Source organism: Deinococcus hopiensis KR-140, assembly GCF_900176165.1.
GTDB classification, from domain to species: Bacteria; Deinococcota; Deinococci; order Deinococcales; family Deinococcaceae; genus Deinococcus; species Deinococcus hopiensis.
This window is the reverse complement of record NZ_FWWU01000009.1, coordinates 2,426,183-2,443,497: the sequence shown is the minus strand read 5'-3', so window position 1 is coordinate 2,443,497 and position 17,315 is coordinate 2,426,183. Positions and strand designations below refer to the sequence as shown.

Below are 17,315 nucleotides of genomic sequence, written 5' to 3'. Positions count from 1 at the left end.
CGTGTTCTGCTGGCGCAGCTGCGTTCTGTGCTTGGCAACAGCATGAACGTCGCGCTGGAGCAGCTCTACACGCTGACCGGCCGTGGGAATGTGGACAGCCCGGATGCTGTCCCGGCGGCAGCTCTCGCCCTTTCCCGGCGTGATGGCGCGTACGGACGAGGGCTTCTCGCCGCCGTCCACCTGCTCAACGTCCTCACGGCCGCCACCTTTTTCCTCGTGGACCGTAAGCATCTGGCGGTGGCCTGCGCGCTCACCTCCGCCCTGGTGCGGGGAGAGGCGCTGGTACCGGCCAACGCGCCGCTGAACGTGGCGGGCCTGCGCGCTCCGGCGCTGGCGGGCATGGCCGGTCCGGGGCCGCGCTTTGGGTTGAACGCGCTGAGCTTGGCGGTGATCTCGCTCGCGGTGGCGGCCCTGCCTGTCCTGGGCGAAGCGGGCTACGGGCTGCTGTTCACAGCCCTCACGCAGGGTGGTGGGCGCATTGACCGTGCCGCGCCTGCAGCTGGAACGGTGCGCGCAAAAGCTGCTCCTCGCCTTCGGGTGGTCAGACCTGCCCCGTGGCAATGGCCCTGTGGCCCCTTTGCCCCGGTGATCCGCACTGCCCGGTTTGGGGTGATCACAGCGGCGAGCACCTTGCAGCGCCGGGGCACCTCGGGCGCGTGCTCGCCGCTGTGAACGTCTCCTCGGCGCTGCCCGTGCTGCTCGGACAGGAGGGCGTGACGGCCCTCCTGGGCCCCGGTCCCGCCGGCCTCGCGCCGGGCCTGTTCGCCTCTCTCGCTGGCCGCTCCCCTGCTCGGCGCGGGCTTCAAGTCCCGAAGGAGCCTAAAGGCAGCCTCACGCCCTTCCTGGAAAGCCCCCTTAGCGTGAGAGGCATGACGAATCCCGACGACACCCGCAATGACGTCTCCAAAACGGAAGACGAGATCAGCAATGTGGACCTGCAGTTCATGGGCCGCACCGACGAGCACCGCGACGCCGTGAAAGACGCCAAAGCCGAGGCCCGCATCGCTGACGAATTCGAGGAACGTGGCCTCGACAAGCAGGACGTGGCCTCCAACGGCAGCATGATCACGAGCGATCCGGCGAGCACCAACCCAGGGCACGAGACCTCGCTGGACACGGGCGAAGAGGCCTGAAGAGGGGCAGAGGGCCGAGTGCCTGACGCTCCCCCATCCTCTGCCCCTTCAACAAAGGGCCTCTCCGGGAGCTTCCGGGGGAGCCCTTTGCCGTCGCTGACGACCGGCTGCCCGCCGCTGGCCATTCCCTACTTCCCCACACAAAAATTTCGAAACACCGCGTCCACCACATCCTCCGACGCGTCCCGCCCAGTCAGTTCGGCCAGGGCGCGCAGGGCTTCTTCCAGCTCGTAACTGGCCAGATCATCGGGGAGGTCCCGGGCTGCCCGCACGTGGGCAAGCGCCCGCCTCGCTGCGTCGGCCTGCCGCTCGGTGGTCAGCCACGCCTCGCCCCGCGCCGCGTCGCCGACAAGGGCAGCGTGGACCGCTTCCCGCAGTTCGGGGAGGCCCTGAGCGGTCACGGCGCTCACGGGCAGGGTGGCCGGATCGTCCCAGACGGGGGAGAGGTCCGCCTTGGTCCGCACGTGGATCGCCCGCGCCCCCAGGGGCAGTTCGGCGGGCAGGGGCTCGCGGGGCAGGGTGCCGTCCTCCAGCGCAAGCACGAGATCGGCCGAGCCCGCCAGCGTGACGGCCTGCCGCACGCCCGCCGCCTCCACCTCGTCGGCCGTTTCGCGGATGCCCGCCGTGTCCACCAGCGTGACGGGTACGCCTGCCAGCGAGAGCTGCGCCTCCAGATAGTCGCGGGTGGTGCCGGGAATAGGCGTGACGATGGAGCGCTCATAGCCCAGCAGGGCATTGAGCAAACTGCTTTTGCCGGCGTTGGGCCGTCCAATCAGGGCCAGCCGCGCGCCCCGCGTCGCCACCTGTCCGGCCCGCGCGGTGTGCACCAGCGCCGAGAGTTCGGCCTCAGCGGCAGCGAGGGGCAGCGCCCGATCTTCCTCCGGCACGCCCTCCTCGGGGTAGTCCAGCATGGCCTGGAGGGCCGCCAGCGTGCGCGTCACCTGCGCCCCGATGCCCTCCACCCGCTCGCCCAGCGCCCCTGAGAGGCCCAGGGTGGCCTGCCGCCGGGCGGTGTCCGTTCCGGCGCTGACCAGTTCCAGCACGGCCTCTGCCTGCGTCAGATCGAGCCGCCCGGCCAGGTAGGCGCGCAGGGTGAATTCGCCGGGCCGGGCCAGCCGCGCGCCGAGTTCCAGCACGCGGGCCAGCACGCTGCCCAGCACGGCGGGGCTGCCGTGGGTCTGAAGCTCGGCCACGTCCTCGCCGGTGTAGCTGCGTGGTCCCCGAAAGACCAGGCAGAGTCCCTCGTCGAGCACCTCGCCGCCCTCACCGGTCAGTTGCCCGAACAGGAAGCGTCCGCCGCGCGTGGCGCTCGGCCTGCGCCTGCCCCGGAATACCCTGTCCGCCACCCACAGCGCCTCCGGCCCACTCACGCGCACGATGCCCACCCCCGCGCTGCCCGGAGCGGTGGCGATGGCGGCGATGGTGTCGGATAGGCCGGTACGTGTCACGCGGGGCAGGGTAGCAGGGGGGGAACACAGGCAATGGAAGGCGTACCCCGCCGTGCCTGGAACGCCGAACGTTGTACCGCTCCACTTTTGCAGCGCTAAGGTGACAGGTGGAGTGCCAACATCCGGCCAAACTTGTTTCCAGAGGTTGTGGATGCGTGTCGCCGCTGCGCTGTTGTCGGCAGTCTTGCCCGTTCCTGGCTGTGGCCCAGGCCCGCACCCTGGCCGGCATCAGGGCCAGCGGTGTCCCTAAGCTCGCCACCAGCGCGGACGCCGAGCCCTTCAGCTTCATGGACGCTGGGCGACCAGGGCGGCGAGGTCAATCTCAAAGCCCCTGGGTCGCCCGGCGCGTGGGCCTGAAGGTGCAGTGGGCGGTGCGGCCCTTCGGCGGGCTCTTGCGGGACCTCGGCGACCGGCCGGGAAAAATCGACCGGGTCGCCGCCTCTCACGCCATCACCGATGCTCGCAGGCAACGGGTGGACTTCTCCGCCCCCATCTACTGCACCACCAGCGTGATCCTAACGCGCACCGGAGGTCCGCTGACAAGCAAGGACCTCGCGGGCAGGAATCTGGGCACAGAGGCGGGCGGCTCCTCTTTCAATTTCCTGCGCAAGTCACCCTTTAAAAAAGCCTGCAGGTCTATCCCTCCCGGCAGGTGGCCCCATTCAGGCGGTGGCGACGGGGCAGGTGGACGCCATTGTCGCCGACCGTTTCGCAGCCCTCAGGGCGCTCAACACCAACTGGAAGGCCAGGCTGGTGCTTGGCGAGCCCCTGTGGACCGAACAGGTCGGCATGGCCTTCGCCAAGGAAGACCCCGCCCTGCACCAGGCGGGCAACGCGGCCCTCAAGCAGGTTTTGCAGGACGGCCGCTACGCCAAACTCAGCCAGCCGTATTTTGGGGTGGATGTCCGCCGTTGAGGCTGGATTTCCGCGTATTTCCGGGGCTCGACCGGGCACGACGTGGTGGGAGCGCAGACTGCGGCGAGGAGCGCTGCCCACCGCTCCTCGGCTGACTACGCCCCCTTGCGCCACTTCCCCTTGGAGCGGTTCCCCGGCTTGTTGCCCGGTATGGCCGTTCGCGCCCGGATCTGCTCGTCGTCGTAACGCAGCATCACCGCCAGGCGGGCGCGGGAGATCACGTGGTGGGGGTGCTTGGGCACGAAGGCCGTCACCACGTCTATAAAGCCGCTACGGGCGTGTTCCGCCACCACGTGCAGCGGCAAGGCCACACCGCACGACTCAAAGGTGCCGCACACCAGCCACCGGCGGTCTTCGGGGTAGACCGCCCGGACGCGCCCAGCGAGCAGCACGTGCATGATGTCGTGCTCCAGAAAGCCCTCAGCGCGGGCGTGCTGTACCGCGTGGGAGCAAATGTGGTACTTGCCGTCGTACACGGCGTCGCGGAGTCGGGCATGGGCGCGCGACAGGGAGTACTCGGTGGTGTCGATGCCTGCCAGATCCGCCTCGCGCTGCGGGGCCACGGGCTTCAGTTGCAGGTTGGCAGGCCGGGACGGAGGGGGCGTGGGCGCGCGCCGCGCTTCCTTCTCGGCACGGGCGAGCTGGGCGCGCAGCACGAGCAGGTCCGTTCCGGCCTGCGGGGCCCGGGACGGCTGCGCCTGGGCAGACTGGTGGGCACGGGGTTCACGGCGATTGGTGCTGGACGCGGCTGCTTTCGTCACGGCGGGCCTCCCATCGAAAAACCGTTCCTCCATCTGTTTTCTCTCTGAAGTGGGGGATCCGTCTTGCCCCCTTTCAAAAAGAAAAAGGCCCCTGAAACACGGCTTCGTGTTCGTGGGGGAAGGAGGCGACGTACCCTGCTTCAGGGCATGGGCGTAGTGTAGCACGTCTGCGCAGGGCGGCGGCGTGACGGGCGGGGCAGACAACGGGGCCGCGACCTTTCTACGCTGAGAGCACCAGTTTTTCCCCGCGTCCGGACGACCGCACTTCGCCCGCCTTTCTCGCTCCTGCAGGAGGTGCTCGCCATGATTCGTTCCATGCGCCAGACCGATACCCCCGATGTGCTCGCCCTCCTGACCTGGATGGACGACGCTCCCGAGCGTGAGGTGTTTGCCCCCGACGCCCGAGACGCCGACGAGCTGCACGCCGAATGCGAGGACCGCGTGTGTCTGGTGGCCGAGGGCGAGGACGGCGAGGTGCGTGCCTATTGCGGTCTGGCCCCCTTCCGTGATGGCTTGGCGCTGGAAGGGCCCCTCGGGTTGGGTGAGCTTCACGGCCTGCTGGCCCACGTTGTTAAGCGCGCCGACGGCCTGCCCATCTACGCTTTCAGTGCGCGCGACAACCTCGCTGCGCGGGAGGCGCTGGAAGCCTCGGGCTTTACGCCGATGCACACCACCGACTTCTACAGCTCGTCCCTCTCCGGCTTGGCCAGGCGCGCGCGGGTGCCCGGGGGCTACACCACCGCCGATCACCTGCGTCCCGAGGCGTACCGCGCGCTGTACCGCGCCTCTGAAGACGGCTGGGCAGGCCGCCTGGAGTGGACCGACTCCGAGATCGAGGCCCATTTCGCCCGCGAGGACGTGCGCCTCGTGGCCCTGCTGCACGGGGGCCGCCCGGTGGGCTTTGCCGAACTCGAGCTGAACGCGGAGACGGGCCGCGCGGACCTGACCTACCTCGCCGTGCATCCCGCCGAGCGCGGCCAGGGCCTGGGCCGGGTGCTGCTGGCCCTCGCTGCCGCCGAAGCCGCCGCGCACCCCGAACTGCGGCAGATGCGTACCCGCGCGCATGACCACGCCCGCGCCGCCCGTGCGCTGTACGCCCACGCGGGCCTGACCCACTGCCGCTCGGTGGTCACGTACCTGCGTGACGATACGGAGGGCGAGGCGTAGGGGAGGGGCCGCACAATCCCTGGCCCGGTCGGGCCTTAGCCTGCCTTCATGGCCAAACGTGACAGGACCGCCTCCCGCACCGCGTTCGTGACGCTCCGGGACCTGCCGGGCACGCGGTTGATGTTCTGGGTGGTGTCCGAGTGCCCCTACTGTGCGGGCCAGCACCTTCACCCTGCGGGGAATCTGCGCACCGCTGATCCCGGAGAGCGGCTGGGCGAGCAGCCCGCTCCCTGCGATCCGTCCCGCACCTACGAGCTGAGCCTCGCTCCCCGTCCCAAGAAAAAAAGTGGCAAGAATGAGCGCCGCCGCGCTCGGCGCGAAGGGAAAGTGCGGGACTGGGACGACGAGGTGTAGGGCGGCCAGCTTCCAGGCGGCAGCAAAGGGTGTGTACCCTCTTTCCTGGCCGGACGTGCAAGGCTGCGGAGCAGAGAGGGAGGGAGCCGCGGAGCAGCCTCAGTGCTGATGTTGCCCCGGCTCCGCCTCCATCCCCGGCATGTCCATCCCGTTCGTGTTTTCTCCCTGCCCCGCCTGCGGAAAGGGAAGGGGCTTCGCGCCGCGCTGGCGCAACATCTGCGTCATCAGGCGAATCTCGCCCGACTGCGTGGTGTTGATTTGCCGGGCCAGGGTCAGCACCTCGGGACGGACCTTTTCCCTCAGGATGGGCTGCACCATGCTCAGCGCACCCTGGTGGTGACGAATCATCAGCTGCAGAAAGAGGCGTTCGGCGTCCACCCCGGGCAGGGTATCCAGCCTGTTTACCTCCTGCGGCGTCGCCATGCCCATCACGCGGGCGTGCTCTGCGGTCATGCCCTGTCCACCCCACGGCAGGCCCCACAAGGTCAGCCAGCCGCGCATCTGCCCGATCTGCTCCTGCTGGGACAGCGTGATGTCCAGCGCCACCGAGCGCAGGGTGCGGTCCTTGGCGCGGTCGCGGATGCGCGTCGCCATGTCCACGGCCTGCGCGTGGTGCTGGGTCATCTCGCGCACGAAGCGGACCTCGGGGCTGTTCTCGCCGGGGCGGGGCGAGCGCAGGGTCAGCGCCAGCGCGGCGGCAATCAGCAAGACGGCAACGAGCGAGAGGGTGGCGAGCAGGGCCGGGCGGCGGGGCATGGCCGGAGTATAGGCAGCGGACCGGGGGCCGTTAGACTGGCCTCCATGGGTGGCCGCACCGACACCTCCAACCTGCTGGGCCTGGACGCCCTGCGGCGGGCACTGCACGGCACCCGCGTGGACGTGAGCCGGGTGCTGACCGAATATGGCCCCAACGCGCTGCTCGCCGCCGCGCTGGTGGTCGTGTACGCGGCGCTGTTCTGGGTGCTGTCGCGCTTCGCTCAGGCCCTGCTGAGGCGGCTGGTCCGGCGCGGTGCGCTGCGTACCGAGGCGCAGTCCACGGCCGGACAGGTGTTGCGGATCGTCCTGCGCCTGACCCTGCTGATGGTCATTCTGGTATCGGTCACGGCCCTGTTTCCGCCGGTGTCCGACTGGGGGGGGCCGGTGTTTCGGGCCTATCTGCTGCTGCTGGTGCTGTATGTGGGCTGGGGCGCGCTGGGCCACGTCTTGCAGGTGCAGGCGCGGAGCTGGAAGCTGGACGCCAGCCTGCAACTGCTGCTGGGTAACCTCACGCGCACCCTGTGGGGGCTGCTGGGCGTGTACCTCGTCTCGGCGCAGTTCGGCATCAACCTGGTGCCCATTCTGGGCGGGCTGGGCGTGGTGGGGCTGGCGGTGGGCTTCGCAGCGCAGGACATCCTCGCCAACCTGATCAGCGGGGTCACGCTGCTGCTCGACCGCCCCTTCCGCATCGGCGACTGGATCCGCACCGAGTCATACGAGGGCCAGGTCGCCAGCCTGACCCTGCGGACCACCCGCGTCCGCACCCGTGACGGCGAGTACGTCAGCATCCCCAACAAGGACGTGGCGGGGGCCGTCGTGGAAAATCTGTCGCTGGGAGGCCAGCTGCGCGTTCACGTCAACCTGTACCTGACCTACGGCGAGTCCACCGACCGGGCGCGCGAAGCGTTGCTCGGCGTCCTTCCGGCCTTTCCCGAGGTCCTGACCGATCCGGCCCCCCAGGTTCTGGTGGAGGAACTGGAAGAAAGCCGGGTGCGGTTGTTGCTGCGGTTCTGGGTGGACGCCGAGCACGTCGCGGGTTACCCGGTGTTGCGGATGAAGGTGCTGGAGGCGGGGACAGAGGCGCTGCGGGCCGCTGGCCTGCGCGTTCCCTACGCCCGGATGCAGGTGCAGCTGCGGCCCCTGCCGCCGGAAGCCCAGGGGAACGATGCGGCCGGGTAGCCGGACCTCCCGGTGGCGCGGCGCCTGGAGCGGCGCGGCCATCGGCGCGGCCCTGGGCGTCCTGGCGGCCTTTCTGGGTGAGGTGCGCGCGCCCACGCCGCTGCTGCTGTTCCTGCTGCTGGCGGGCGGGGTGGCCGGGCTGTTCCGGGTCAGCCGTCTGCTGCTGCAAATCGGCTCGGGGGTGCTGGCGCTGCTGCTGTCGCTGTGCCTGCTCACGCCCGTACTGCGCGCGCCGCTGGCCTCGCTGACCCTGTCTCAGCCGCCGGTGAAGGCGGACCTGATCGTGGTGCTTGGTGGCGGGGTGCAGTGCGGCTCGCGCGCGCTGGAATCGAGCAGTCTGGCGCGTCTGCTGGGGGGCCTTGGCCTGTGGCGCGCCGGGTATGCTCCGCGCCTCACGGTGTCTGAGCAGTCCGGACTGATCGGTCCAGCGGGCTGCGTGAAGATGAGCGCGCTGGAGCGGGCGCAGATCGCAGCGCTCTACCCTACGGGTGGCCCGGAAGTCCTTACCCTGCGCCGCGTCACCACCACCCGTGACGAGGCAGCCCGGGTGCGGGACCTGGTCCGGCACAACGGCTGGAAGCGGGTCTTGCTCGTCACGTCTCCCAGCCACTCGCGCCGGGCCGCGCGCCTGTTCGCATCTCAGGGTGTAGCTGTGGTCAGCGTGCCCACCTTCGAGACCCGCTTCGACGGGGCATTGGCATATCCGAATGACCGCCTCTTCGCCCTGCGGGTGCTGGCCTACGAGGGCCTATCACGGGTAAAGGCGGCGTTGGGCGGCACGCCGGAGCGGTAGGTGGGCAGTGGGCAGCAGGACAAGACTGGCCCACTCACCACCCGCCACAAACCCCCTCTCGCCCTTCGCCTACACTGCCCTGCGATGAGCATTCCTGAAGCAGCCATTTCGGTGATCGGTGCAGGCCTGGCGGGGTCAGAGGCCGCCCTCGCAGCGGCGCGGCTGGGCGTGCGGGTGCGCCTCTTTGAAATGCGTCCCGTTAAGATGACGCCTGCCCACCACACCGGACAATTTGCCGAACTGGTCTGCTCCACGTCCCTGGGCGGCGAGGGCGAGATGCAGAGCAAGGGCCTGTTGCAGGCCGAGTTGCGCTCGGTGGGTGGGGCCATCGTGGGAGCCGCCGACGAGAGCCGCGTTCCGGCGGGCAACGCGCTGGCGGTGGACCGCGACGAGTTCAGCGCCCGCGTCACCCAACGGGTACGCGAACACCCGCTGATCGAAGTGGTTTCCGGCGAGGTGGAGGCCATTCCGGAGGGCATCACCGTGGTCGCCACCGGCCCGCTCACCTCGGACGCGCTCGCCGCCGACCTCGCCCGCGTCACCGGCAGCGAGAGGCTCAGCTTCTATGACGCCGCCGCGCCCGTGATCGCCTTCGAGAGTATCGACCTGAACGTGGCGTGGCGCGCCGGGCGGTATGACCAGAGCGCGGATTACATCAACTGTCCCTTCTCCAAAGAGGAGTACCTGCGCTTCTTTGCCGCCCTGGAACACGCCCGCACCCACACGCCGCACGACTGGGAAAAGCTCGAATTTTTCGAGGGCTGCATGCCCATCGAGGAGATCGCCCGCCGGGGGGTGGATACGCCGCGTTTCGGCCCGATGTCGCCCAAGGGGCTGGACGATCCGCGTACCGGGCGCTGGCCCTACGCCGTCGCGCAGCTGCGCCAGGAGGACCGGGAGGGCCGGATGTGGTCCCTCGTCGGCTTCCAGACCGGGCTGAAGTGGGGCGATCAGAAGGCGGTGGTGGCCCTGATCCCCGGCCTGGAAAACGCCGAGATCGTGCGCTACGGCGTGATGCACCGCAACACCTACCTCAACGCGCCCGAGGTGTTGTCCGCCACGCTGCAACTGCGCGCCGACCCCACCAAGCTCGTCGCCGGGGTGCTGGCGGGCACTGAGGGCTACCTCGAATCGGCGGCGACGGGCTGGCTGGCGGGCACGAACGCGGCGCGGCTCGCGCTGGGCCTCGCCCCGCTGGCGCCTCCCGCTGAGTCCATGCTGGGCGGCCTGGTGCGCTACCTCGCCTCGGCCAATCCAAAGGGCTTCCAGCCCATGAACGTCAACTGGGCGCTCGTGCCCGAGTTACCCCTCCCCGAGGGCAAGCGCAAGTGGGGCAAACGCGAGAAGCGGCCCGTGATGTTCCGCCGTGGACTGAACGCCTTTATGGATTGGGCCGGAGGGGAGGCGGGGCTGAGCGTCACCCCGCCCCCGGTGCCTGAACACGAGGCCGATGAGGTTGCGGCCCTCCGCTGAGCCGTCAAGTGGTCAGCCCTCTGCCCCCCCATTCACGCGCCGCACACCTTCTGCCCTATCGTATGCCCTGTGACCAGGGGTGCGGGAGTGGGGAAGAGGGTGCTGATCTACGGTTTGGGGCGAAGTGGGCGCGGGGTGGCCCGTTTTCTGGCGCGCGAGGGTGTGCGCGCCGAGTGGCACGACGCGCGGCCGAGCGCGGAAGATACGGCGCTGATGGAGGACCTGGGCTTTGCGCGCGGTGACGCCAGGAGCGGCTATGACACTGTGGTGGCTGCCCCGGGGGTGCCCATCGATCATCCCGATCTGCGGACGCTTGGGGCAGCGGGCGCGGAGATCATCGGCGAGGTGGCGCTGGCGGCGCGGACCCGCCGGGAATTGCCCCTCGTCGGGGTGACGGGCACGGCGGGCAAGGGCGGCACCACGGTGCTGATCGCCCACCTGCTGCGGGCCTTCGCCCTGAACGCACTGGAGGGAGGCAACATTGATCCGCCCCTGCTGGACGTGGTGGACGAAGCCGAGGTGGCGGTCGTGGAGCTCTCCAGCTTTCAACTGGAGCGGGTGCCGGGGCTGCGGCTGCCCGTGGCCGTCATCACCAACCTGGGTGTGGACCATCTGGACCGCCACGGCACCGTGGAGGCGTACCACCAGGCCAAGCTGAACATCACGGCGGGGCAGGAGGCGGGGGACACGCTCGTGGTGCCCGCGGGACTGACGCCGGAAACGCGGGCCGAGGTTCGTCCTTTCGTGCCGGACCGCGTCGCCCTGGCAAACGGAACGGAGGTGCTGCCCGCGAGCGAGCTCCCCGAGGGGTTGCACCCCGCCAACGCCGCCGCCGCCGTCCTCGCCACCGAGGCGCTGCTGATCCGGATGGGCCGGGGCGTGGACGTGGGGACGCTGGCCGCGGCGCTGCGCTCGGCCCGGCCCGTCGCCGGACGGTTCGAGACGGTGGCACGGGTGGGACAGGTGCGCTTTATCGAGGACTCTATCGCCACCCGGACCCTCGCGGTGGAGGCGGCCCTCACCCGCGCCGCGCCGCCGATTGCCTGGCTGGTGGGCGGGCGCGACAAGGGAGCGGACCTCGCTCCGCTGCGCAACGCGGCGCAGGGCCGGGTCACGCGCGTGATCGCCTTCGGGGAAGACGGTGAGGCACTGGCCCGGGAACTGGGTCTGCCTTTCGAGACCGCCACCGGCGAGGACGGAGACGCCGTGATGCTCGCGGCAGCGCAGGCCGGACTGGCAGCGCTGGACGGACCCGGCGGCGTGGGAACGGTGCTGCTGGCCCCCATCGGCACGAGCTTTGATCTGTTCCGCGACTACAAGGCGAGGGGCGAGAGCTTTGCCCGCGCCGCGCGGGCACTCGCGGCCCCGGGGACCGGGGAGGTGGGCGAATGAGCGTTCAACTCGTGCTCGCGCAGGTGATGCTGCTGACGCTGGGGTTGATCGGCGTGGCGACGGCCTCACCTGGGCACATCGTGGACCACAGCCTCAAAGGCCTGCTCGCGCTGCTCGTCACCTTTCTGGCGGCCCGGTTGCGGCCCCGCGCCTTCTTGCGAATCGCGCCTGCCTACTGGATCCTTACCCTGCTGCTGCTGCTGCTGACCCTGTTTGTCGGTCACGGCACGGTTACAAGTCCGGGCACCAAGCGGTGGCTGGGCTCAGGCCCCTTCCAGTTTCAGCCGTCCGAGTTGGCCAAACTCGGGCTGGTGCTGATGCTGGCCTCGTTCTTCTCACGCCGGGGGGTGCAGAACAAGCTCATCAGCGCCACCGGCATGATCCTCGCCACGACGGTGCTCGTGCTGTTCGAGCCGGACCTGGGGACCACCGTGCTGACCTTCGGCCTGGGCATCATCCTGATGTACGCCGCCGGGGTGCGTATCGCCAACATCACTGGCTTTCTGCTGGGGCTGGTGCTGGTCGCCATTCCCTTCGTCGACAATTATCTCAAGAAGCACACTTACATCTCCGAACGCATCTTCGGGCACCAGAACCGCGACAGCACCCTGGAAGTCGGCCTGGACCAGATCGGCATGGCGCACCGCGACCTGAAGTTCGGCGGCTGGTGGGGGATGGGCCCCGACGGCCCACGCTGGAACTACTTCGCCGCCCACACCGACATGGTGGTGGCGTCGGTGGGCTATTCCACGGGGCTGCTGGGCGTGGCGATGCTGCTGTTCGCCTACTGGCTGATCGTTTCCACGGCCCTGCAGGTCTCGCAGTACGCCACCCGGGTGCGGCCCATGACGCCCGAAATTCACGGCGCGACCATCCTGGCGACGGGCGCGATGTTCATGGTGGTGGGGCAGGCCTTCGTGAACCTCGCGGTGGCGGCGGGCATCTTCCCGGTCACGGGTGTGCCGCTGCCGCTCGTCAGCTACGGCTTTTCCTCCATGCTCACCATGAGCCTCGCCTTGGGCGTTATCCACAGCGCCATGCGCGAGGTGCGCCGCCACCTGCCTGCCGCCCACCAGACCTCCGATCTGGTGCCTCTGCCCGCCGACTAGAGCCGGCAGGGCAGGAGAGGGGGGCGGCTGACCCGCGGGTCAGCCGCCCCCCTTCTGTTCGGTTGCCAGCCCCCGCACCAGCGCCTCCAGGCCCCGCTCGAAGCCGCCCCGGGGTCCACTCAGGCCGAACTGCCCGCTACGCTCCAGCAGGGCGAAGCCGTGAAGGTAGGCCCAGAAGGCAACGGCCGCCGCCGTGTCGTCGGGATGGCCGGTAACCGCGCCGACGAGGTGCAGCACGTGGTTCCACAAGGCTTTACCTGCGCCGGGCCCGGCGACGGCGGGAGGCCGGTGGGCGAGGAGCAGGCCGTACAGGTGGGGCTGCGCGCGGGCGTAGTTCAGGTAGGCGTGCCCCGCCGCCAGAACGGCTTCCCCGGGGAAGAGTCCCTCGGCCGCCGCCGCCATTTCCCGGTGCAGGGCCAGGACTGCCCCGTCCTCCAGGGCCAGCAGCAGCGCTGCGCGGTCCGGATAGTGCCGGTACAGGCTGCTGGCCCGCACCCCCAGGGCCTCCGCCAGGGCCCGCATACTCAGCCCTTCCTCGCCACCCCCACGCAGCAGACGCTCGGCGGCCTGGAGGATCGCTTCCGGACTCAGCTTGGAAGGATAGACCATGCCTAACACTGTACGTCTTGACGCGGACAAGACCAAGGCCTACAGTGTTCGCAACGAAGACGAATGGTGTTCGTCTTGGAGGAGGATTTCCTATGCGTCTTACCCGGCACGGCTCCCATCTCGTCCAGCTGACCCATCTCGGCCTGATCAATGCTTACCTGGTCTCTGAGGCGAACGGCCTGACGCTCATCGACACCGGGATGCCCGGCGGTGGCCCAGCCCTCCTTGGGGCGGCCCGGACGCTGGGGCAGTCCATTCGCCGGATCGTGCTCACCCACGCGCATGGGGACCATATCGGTGGACTTGACGCGCTGCACGCGGCGCTGCCGGAGGTGCCCGTCTTCATCTCCCCGCGCGACGCCCGCCTGTTGCGCGGCGACCACACGCTGGACCCCGGCGAGCCGCAGACGCCCCTACGCGGTGATCTGCGCCAGAGTGCGGTCCCCGTCATCCCCCTCGCAGACGGTGAACAGATCGGCAGCCTGCGTGCCGTTGCCACCCCGGGCCACACCCCAGGTCACCTCGCCTTTCTGGATACGCGGGACGGCACCCTGATCGCGGGCGACGCTTTTCAGACAGTAATGGGCACAGCCGTCAGCAGCGAGCGGCGCTGGACCTTTCCCTTTCCCGCCCTGGCCACCTGGCACGCGCCCACGGCGCTGGCGAGTGCCCGCCGTCTGAGTGATCTGCGCCCCACCCGCCTCGCGGCGGGACACGGCCGGGTCACCGAGGCTCCGGTGGAGGCCATGCTCCGCGCGGTGGAGCGGGCCGAGCGCCGGAGTGCTGCCGCCGCTCAGCCCCGTGCCGGATAGAGCCAGCGCCGCAGCAGGCGTGAGAGCAGCGGCAGCACCGGCCAGTTCAGGAAAAGGGTGGCGGGGATGGTGGTGCTCAGGATGGCGAGCCACCACGGCCAGCCCTTCGTGAAGGGCGCAAACAGCAGGTTGAAGATCAGGATCAGCGGATAGACGCCCACCACGCCCACCACCACGTTCTTCCACAGCGGCGGGGCCACCGAGCGGGTGGGACGGTCAAACCACGCCTCCAGTCCCTCCGATTCGCGGTAATCCACCTCGGCAGCCGTGAACTCGGGCAGCTGCTGGAGCGCTGCTGCGTACTCGGGCGACACCCGCCAGGCGGCGAGCGCTGCGCGGGAGGCGAAGCGCACCAGCGTCACGTATTCCGTTACGTTGCCGCTCTGCCCACGCAGCACGTGAACGCCCACAAACCCTGGGTGCCGCGCCAGCGTGCTGTGCAGCTCCCGCGCCCAGTCCTCGTACTTGGCCACCCGCGACGGGCGCACGTACTCGGTGATGACCAGCGTGACGCCGTCCCGGTGGGGCGGCGTGGCGGGACTGGGCGCGGTCTGCGGAAGGGGAGCGGCGTCGGACATGGGGAGGGCACTGTAGAGCATCTGGCGTGAAAAGACCCCCTCCTGCACGCGGAGAGGGTCTGGAAGGCGGGACGCAGCCGTTATTTGGGCTCGTTCACTATTACGATGCGGCCTTCGGGCTGCGCGTCCACCGTGGGGTGGGCCTTGAAGTAGTTCACCAGAATGTCCACGTCCAGCGTCCCCGTGTCGATGCGGCGGCCCCCGGCGCTCTTGAACACATCGAAGCCGTCCCCACCTCCAGCCGTAAAGGTGTTCATGGCGACGGTGTAAGTCTTTGCGTCGTCCAGGGGCTGGCCGTCCAGGGTTACGGCGGTCACGCGGCTTCCAGCGGGCTTCGAGAGATCGAAGGTGTAGCTCACGCCCCTGGAGACGTGCAGGAACTGTCCCTTGCTCTCGCTCCAGGTGGCAACGCCGTGTTCCAGCGCCCGCTTGATCTCGGCCCCCGTCAGGTCCAGTACCGTCAGGGTGTTGCCGAAGGGCTGTACGGTGATGGCTTCCTCGAAGGTGATCGGCCCCGCGTCGATGGAGGAGCGTACGCCGCCGCCGTTCACAAAGGCGATGGTCGCCCCGGCGCTGCGGGCCGATTCCAGCGCCGCGTCGGCGAGCACGTTCGCCATGGCGCTCTCGCGCTTGCGCACGATCTCGCGGCTGCCGTTCAGGCCAGCGGTGGTGTTGCCGATCACCTGGGCGCGCAGGTTGGCGATCGGCACGCTCAGCGTCTCGATCATGCGCTTGGCGGTGGGGTCCTCGGGCAGGTCCGCCGACACCGGAATGGGGTTACCCTCATAGCTCTCGACGGCCCCCGCGTCGTTGAACTTGACCTGAATGCGCCCCAGTACCTTGCCCCATTCCCACGCGGCCACCAGCAGGCTGCGGTTGCCGTCCGGGTTCTGGACGACCGTGGGGTAGGGCCCCTCGCTGGGCGGAAAGTCCTTGTTGTCGAAGGCCCCCAGCAGGGTGTGTGAGTGGCCCCCCACGATCACGTCGATGCCGGGCACCGTCTTGGCGACCTCCTGCTCCAGCGTATAGCCCAGGTGCGACAGCAGGATGATCTTGTCGATGCCCTGCTCCTGCAGCGCCTTCACGCTGTTGTTGAGGCTCTGCATCAGTTCCAGCATCTTGACCTTGTCGCCGGGGCTGCTGATCAGCGGCAGGTCCGGCGTCACCGCGCCCACCAGCCCCACCTTCTGTCCGCCCACGTTTAGCACCGCGTAGGGTTTGATCAGGTCCCGCAACAGCGGCTCCTGGGTGAGGTCGAGGTTGGCGGCCAGCAGCGGAAACTGCGCCTTTTGGGCGAAGCGGGCCAGGGCCTCGGGACCATTGTCGAACTCGTGGTTGCCCACGGCCATCGCCTGGTAGCCCTGGTAGTTCATAAACAGCACGTCGGCCAGGCCCTGATAGACGTTGTAGAACAGCGTGCCCTGAAAGGTGTCACCGCCCGAGAGCACCAGCGGGTTGGTGTCCTGCGCCGTGTACTTGCGCACCAGCGCCGTCTGCCGGGCGTAGCCTCCGTAGGTGCCCTGCCCCACCTTCACCGGATCGAGGTGCCCGTGCAGGTCATCGGTGTGCAAGATGGTCACGGTAAGCGGAGCCGCGCCCGCAGCCGAGCCGAGCAGGGCCGCCGAGAGAAGCCAGAATTTAATCATGCCCCGAGTATAAAAGACGCGGCTGGGCGTAGAGGGCAAAAGCCTCCACGGACTCTGCGTCCTCCGCTCTTTGCTCACATGTTGTGCAGCACGTTCATGATGTCGCCGTCTTTCATGACGTACTCCTTGCCCTCGGTGCGCACCCAGCCCTTGGCCTTGGCTCCGGCCCAGCCGCCCGCCTCCACCATCTTGTCCCACTCGATCACCTCGGCGCGGATAAAGCCGCGTTCCAGGTCCGAGTGGATTTCCCCGGCGGCCTCGGGGGCCTTCTCGCCGCGGCGAATGGTCCAGGCGCGCACTTCCTTCTCGCCCGAGGTGATGAAGGTGATCAGTCCCAGCGTCTCGTAGCCCACCTTCACGAGCTGGTCCAGGCCGCTTTCGGCCACCCCCAGGTCTGCCAGGAATTCGCGCGCCTCGTCCTCGGGCATCTCGGCGAGTTCGCCCTCGATCTGGGCGCTGATCTTGACCACCTGCGCGCCCTCGGCCGCCGCGTACTCGCGCACCCGGGTCACGTACCCGTTGTCTTCCTGCAGGTCCCCCTCGCCCACATTTGCCACGTAGATCACGGGCTTGGTGGTAATCAGGCCGAACTCCTTGGGAATGGGCGCGTCGTAGCTTCCGGCGCGGGCAGGCTTGCCCTCACCCAGCACGGCCAGAATCTGTTCCGCGAGCGCGGCCTGCTCCTTGGCGTCCTTGTCGTTGCCCTTGGCCTTTTTCTGGAGGTTGGCAAGCCGCTTTTCGAGGCCCGAGAGATCCGCGAGAATCAGCTCGGTGTTGATCGTCTCGATGTCGTCGAGGGGGTCCACCCGGCCCGCGACGTGGATCACGTTGCCGTCCTCAAAGCATCGGACCACGTGGGCGATGGCGTCCACCTCACGGATGTTCGCCAGAAACTGGTTGCCCAGGCCCTCGCCCTGGCTGGCCCCCTTGACCAGCCCGGCGATGTCCACGAATTCCACGAAGGTGGGGATGATGGGCGGCACGCGCTCGCCCTTGGTAAAGACCTTGCTCAGGGCGGATAAGCGCTCGTCGGGCACGGTCACGCGGCCCACGTTGGGCTCGATGGTGGCGAAGGGGTAGTTGGCGGCGAGCGCCCCGGCGCGGGTGATGGCGTTGAACAGCGTGCTTTTTCCGACGTTGGGCAGGCCCACGATGCCGATAGAAAGTCCCATGGTGTATTTCTCCTTTAC

The 17,315-nt window shown here is 69.0% G+C and carries 18 protein-coding genes and 1 pseudogene; 12 read left to right on the top strand and 7 right to left on the bottom strand.

What is annotated here, in order from left to right; all coding sequences use genetic code 11:
- The first annotated feature begins 42 nt into the window (after window positions 1–42).
- Together B9A95_RS25265 and B9A95_RS35730 are read left to right on the top strand one after the other, a co-directional pair.
- Complete coding sequence (locus B9A95_RS25265; RefSeq protein WP_084049789.1) at window positions 43–672, top strand: hypothetical protein; 630 nt, start codon at window positions 43–45, stop codon at window positions 670–672.
- Window positions 669–1,133, top strand: a complete 465-nt coding sequence (locus tag B9A95_RS35730) for a hypothetical protein (RefSeq protein ID WP_245808478.1) — start codon at window positions 669–671, stop codon at window positions 1,131–1,133. Before B9A95_RS25265 ends, B9A95_RS35730 begins: the two co-directional genes overlap by 4 nt.
- 128 nt (window positions 1,134–1,261) lie before the next feature.
- Here the strand turns inward: B9A95_RS35730 and mnmE are convergent, their stop codons facing one another.
- Complete coding sequence (mnmE, locus tag B9A95_RS25255; protein WP_084049788.1) at window positions 1,262–2,581, bottom strand: tRNA uridine-5-carboxymethylaminomethyl(34) synthesis GTPase MnmE; 1,320 nt, start codon at window positions 2,579–2,581, stop codon at window positions 1,262–1,264.
- A gap of 287 nt (window positions 2,582–2,868) precedes the next feature.
- Between mnmE and B9A95_RS37295 the strand changes: the two are divergent.
- Both B9A95_RS37295 and B9A95_RS36425 read left to right on the top strand, forming a co-directional pair.
- A pseudogene (locus B9A95_RS37295) lies at window positions 2,869–3,060 on the top strand (hypothetical protein); the annotation flags it as partial.
- A gap of 190 nt (window positions 3,061–3,250) precedes the next feature.
- Entirely contained in the window at window positions 3,251–3,496 is a 246-nt protein-coding gene (locus B9A95_RS36425) for a type 2 periplasmic-binding domain-containing protein (RefSeq protein ID WP_170928772.1), read from the top strand.
- Between the two features lie 95 nt (window positions 3,497–3,591).
- On the opposite strand, the gene B9A95_RS25240 is transcribed toward B9A95_RS36425, so the two are convergent.
- Entirely contained in the window at window positions 3,592–4,257 is a 666-nt protein-coding gene (locus tag B9A95_RS25240) for a DUF4258 domain-containing protein (RefSeq protein WP_084050964.1), read from the bottom strand.
- Window positions 4,258–4,560: 303 nt separating this feature from the next.
- Here B9A95_RS25240 and B9A95_RS25235 point away from each other — a divergent pair, with 303 nt between their 5' ends.
- Together B9A95_RS25235 and B9A95_RS25230 are read left to right on the top strand one after the other, a co-directional pair.
- A complete protein-coding gene (locus B9A95_RS25235; protein WP_084049786.1) occupies window positions 4,561–5,424 on the top strand; it encodes a GNAT family N-acetyltransferase in 864 nt (287 codons plus the stop codon).
- Window positions 5,425–5,472: 48 nt separating this feature from the next.
- Window positions 5,473–5,778 carry a hypothetical protein gene (locus B9A95_RS25230; RefSeq protein ID WP_084049785.1) on the top strand — a complete coding sequence of 102 codons (306 nt, stop codon included), beginning with the start codon at window positions 5,473–5,475 and terminating at the stop codon, window positions 5,776–5,778.
- A gap of 99 nt (window positions 5,779–5,877) precedes the next feature.
- Here the strand turns inward: B9A95_RS25230 and B9A95_RS25225 are convergent, their stop codons facing one another.
- The gene (locus tag B9A95_RS25225; protein ID WP_084049784.1) at window positions 5,878–6,534 is read right to left on the bottom strand and encodes a DUF305 domain-containing protein; all 657 of its coding nucleotides are present in this window, start codon (window positions 6,532–6,534) and stop codon (window positions 5,878–5,880) included.
- A gap of 45 nt (window positions 6,535–6,579) precedes the next feature.
- Between B9A95_RS25225 and B9A95_RS25220 the strand changes: the two genes are divergently transcribed.
- The 5 genes from B9A95_RS25220 to B9A95_RS25200 all read left to right on the top strand — a co-directional run bounded on the left by B9A95_RS25220 (window position 6,580) and on the right by B9A95_RS25200 (window position 12,480).
- Window positions 6,580–7,713, top strand: coding sequence for a mechanosensitive ion channel family protein (locus tag B9A95_RS25220; RefSeq protein ID WP_084049783.1), 1,134 nt, complete (start codon window positions 6,580–6,582; stop codon window positions 7,711–7,713).
- The gene (locus B9A95_RS25215; protein ID WP_084049782.1) at window positions 7,700–8,506 is read left to right on the top strand and encodes a YdcF family protein; all 807 of its coding nucleotides are present in this window, start codon (window positions 7,700–7,702) and stop codon (window positions 8,504–8,506) included. The genes B9A95_RS25220 and B9A95_RS25215 overlap by 14 nt, the downstream gene beginning before the upstream one ends.
- Window positions 8,507–8,590: 84 nt before the next feature.
- Window positions 8,591–9,979: a methylenetetrahydrofolate--tRNA-(uracil(54)-C(5))-methyltransferase (FADH(2)-oxidizing) TrmFO gene (gene trmFO / locus B9A95_RS25210; RefSeq protein ID WP_084050963.1), complete on the top strand. Its 1,389-nt coding sequence runs from the start codon at window positions 8,591–8,593 to the stop codon at window positions 9,977–9,979.
- A 69-nt stretch (window positions 9,980–10,048) separates the two neighbouring features.
- Window positions 10,049–11,371 carry a UDP-N-acetylmuramoyl-L-alanine--D-glutamate ligase gene (murD, locus tag B9A95_RS25205; RefSeq protein WP_245808477.1) on the top strand — a complete coding sequence of 441 codons (1,323 nt, stop codon included), beginning with the start codon at window positions 10,049–10,051 and terminating at the stop codon, window positions 11,369–11,371.
- Window positions 11,368–12,480: an FtsW/RodA/SpoVE family cell cycle protein gene (locus tag B9A95_RS25200; protein ID WP_084049780.1), complete on the top strand. Its 1,113-nt coding sequence runs from the start codon at window positions 11,368–11,370 to the stop codon at window positions 12,478–12,480. Before murD ends, B9A95_RS25200 begins: the two co-directional genes overlap by 4 nt.
- A 39-nt stretch (window positions 12,481–12,519) precedes the next feature.
- Here the strand turns inward: B9A95_RS25200 and B9A95_RS25195 are convergent, their stop codons facing one another.
- A complete protein-coding gene (locus tag B9A95_RS25195; RefSeq protein WP_084049779.1) occupies window positions 12,520–13,089 on the bottom strand; it encodes a TetR/AcrR family transcriptional regulator in 570 nt (189 codons plus the stop codon).
- Window positions 13,090–13,181: 92 nt separating this feature from the next.
- On the opposite strand from B9A95_RS25195, the gene B9A95_RS25190 reads away from it, so the two are divergent.
- A complete protein-coding gene (locus tag B9A95_RS25190) occupies window positions 13,182–13,901 on the top strand; it encodes an MBL fold metallo-hydrolase (RefSeq protein ID WP_084049778.1) in 720 nt (239 codons plus the stop codon).
- Here the strand turns inward: B9A95_RS25190 and B9A95_RS25185 are convergent.
- The 3 genes from B9A95_RS25185 to ychF form a co-directional block, all read right to left on the bottom strand.
- A complete protein-coding gene (locus B9A95_RS25185) occupies window positions 13,883–14,479 on the bottom strand; it encodes an antibiotic biosynthesis monooxygenase (RefSeq protein ID WP_084050962.1) in 597 nt (198 codons plus the stop codon). The genes B9A95_RS25190 and B9A95_RS25185 overlap by 19 nt on opposite strands.
- Window positions 14,480–14,559: 80 nt before the next feature.
- Window positions 14,560–16,125 (bottom strand): bifunctional metallophosphatase/5'-nucleotidase, encoded by a 1,566-nt coding sequence (locus B9A95_RS25180; RefSeq protein ID WP_084050961.1) that lies wholly within the window; start codon window positions 16,123–16,125, stop codon window positions 14,560–14,562.
- 74 nt (window positions 16,126–16,199) lie between these two features.
- Complete coding sequence (gene ychF / locus B9A95_RS25175; protein WP_084049777.1) at window positions 16,200–17,297, bottom strand: redox-regulated ATPase YchF; 1,098 nt, start codon at window positions 17,295–17,297, stop codon at window positions 16,200–16,202.
- Between the last annotated feature and the right edge of the window lie 18 nt (window positions 17,298–17,315).

Bases quoted from the DNA above. Each gene is read 5' to 3' on its own strand.
- B9A95_RS25200 (WP_084049780.1), top strand. From the start codon at position 11,368: ATGAGCGTTCAACTCGTGCTCGCGCAGGTGATGCTGCTGACGCTGGGG.
- B9A95_RS25195 (WP_084049779.1), bottom strand. From the start codon at position 13,089: ATGGTCTATCCTTCCAAGCTGAGTCCGGAAGCGATCCTCCAGGCCGCC.
- B9A95_RS25190 (WP_084049778.1), top strand. From the start codon at position 13,182: ATGCGTCTTACCCGGCACGGCTCCCATCTCGTCCAGCTGACCCATCTC.
- B9A95_RS25215 (WP_084049782.1), top strand. From the start codon at position 7,700: ATGCGGCCGGGTAGCCGGACCTCCCGGTGGCGCGGCGCCTGGAGCGGC.
- B9A95_RS25225 (WP_084049784.1), bottom strand. From the start codon at position 6,534: ATGCCCCGCCGCCCGGCCCTGCTCGCCACCCTCTCGCTCGTTGCCGTC.
- ychF (WP_084049777.1), bottom strand. From the start codon at position 17,297: ATGGGACTTTCTATCGGCATCGTGGGCCTGCCCAACGTCGGAAAAAGC.
- B9A95_RS25220 (WP_084049783.1), top strand. From the start codon at position 6,580: ATGGGTGGCCGCACCGACACCTCCAACCTGCTGGGCCTGGACGCCCTG.
- B9A95_RS25180 (WP_084050961.1), bottom strand. From the start codon at position 16,125: ATGATTAAATTCTGGCTTCTCTCGGCGGCCCTGCTCGGCTCGGCTGCG.
- B9A95_RS25185 (WP_084050962.1), bottom strand. From the start codon at position 14,479: ATGTCCGACGCCGCTCCCCTTCCGCAGACCGCGCCCAGTCCCGCCACG.
- B9A95_RS25265 (WP_084049789.1), top strand. From the start codon at position 43: ATGAACGTCGCGCTGGAGCAGCTCTACACGCTGACCGGCCGTGGGAAT.
- B9A95_RS25235 (WP_084049786.1), top strand. From the start codon at position 4,561: ATGATTCGTTCCATGCGCCAGACCGATACCCCCGATGTGCTCGCCCTC.
- B9A95_RS25230 (WP_084049785.1), top strand. From the start codon at position 5,473: ATGGCCAAACGTGACAGGACCGCCTCCCGCACCGCGTTCGTGACGCTC.
- trmFO (WP_084050963.1), top strand. From the start codon at position 8,591: ATGAGCATTCCTGAAGCAGCCATTTCGGTGATCGGTGCAGGCCTGGCG.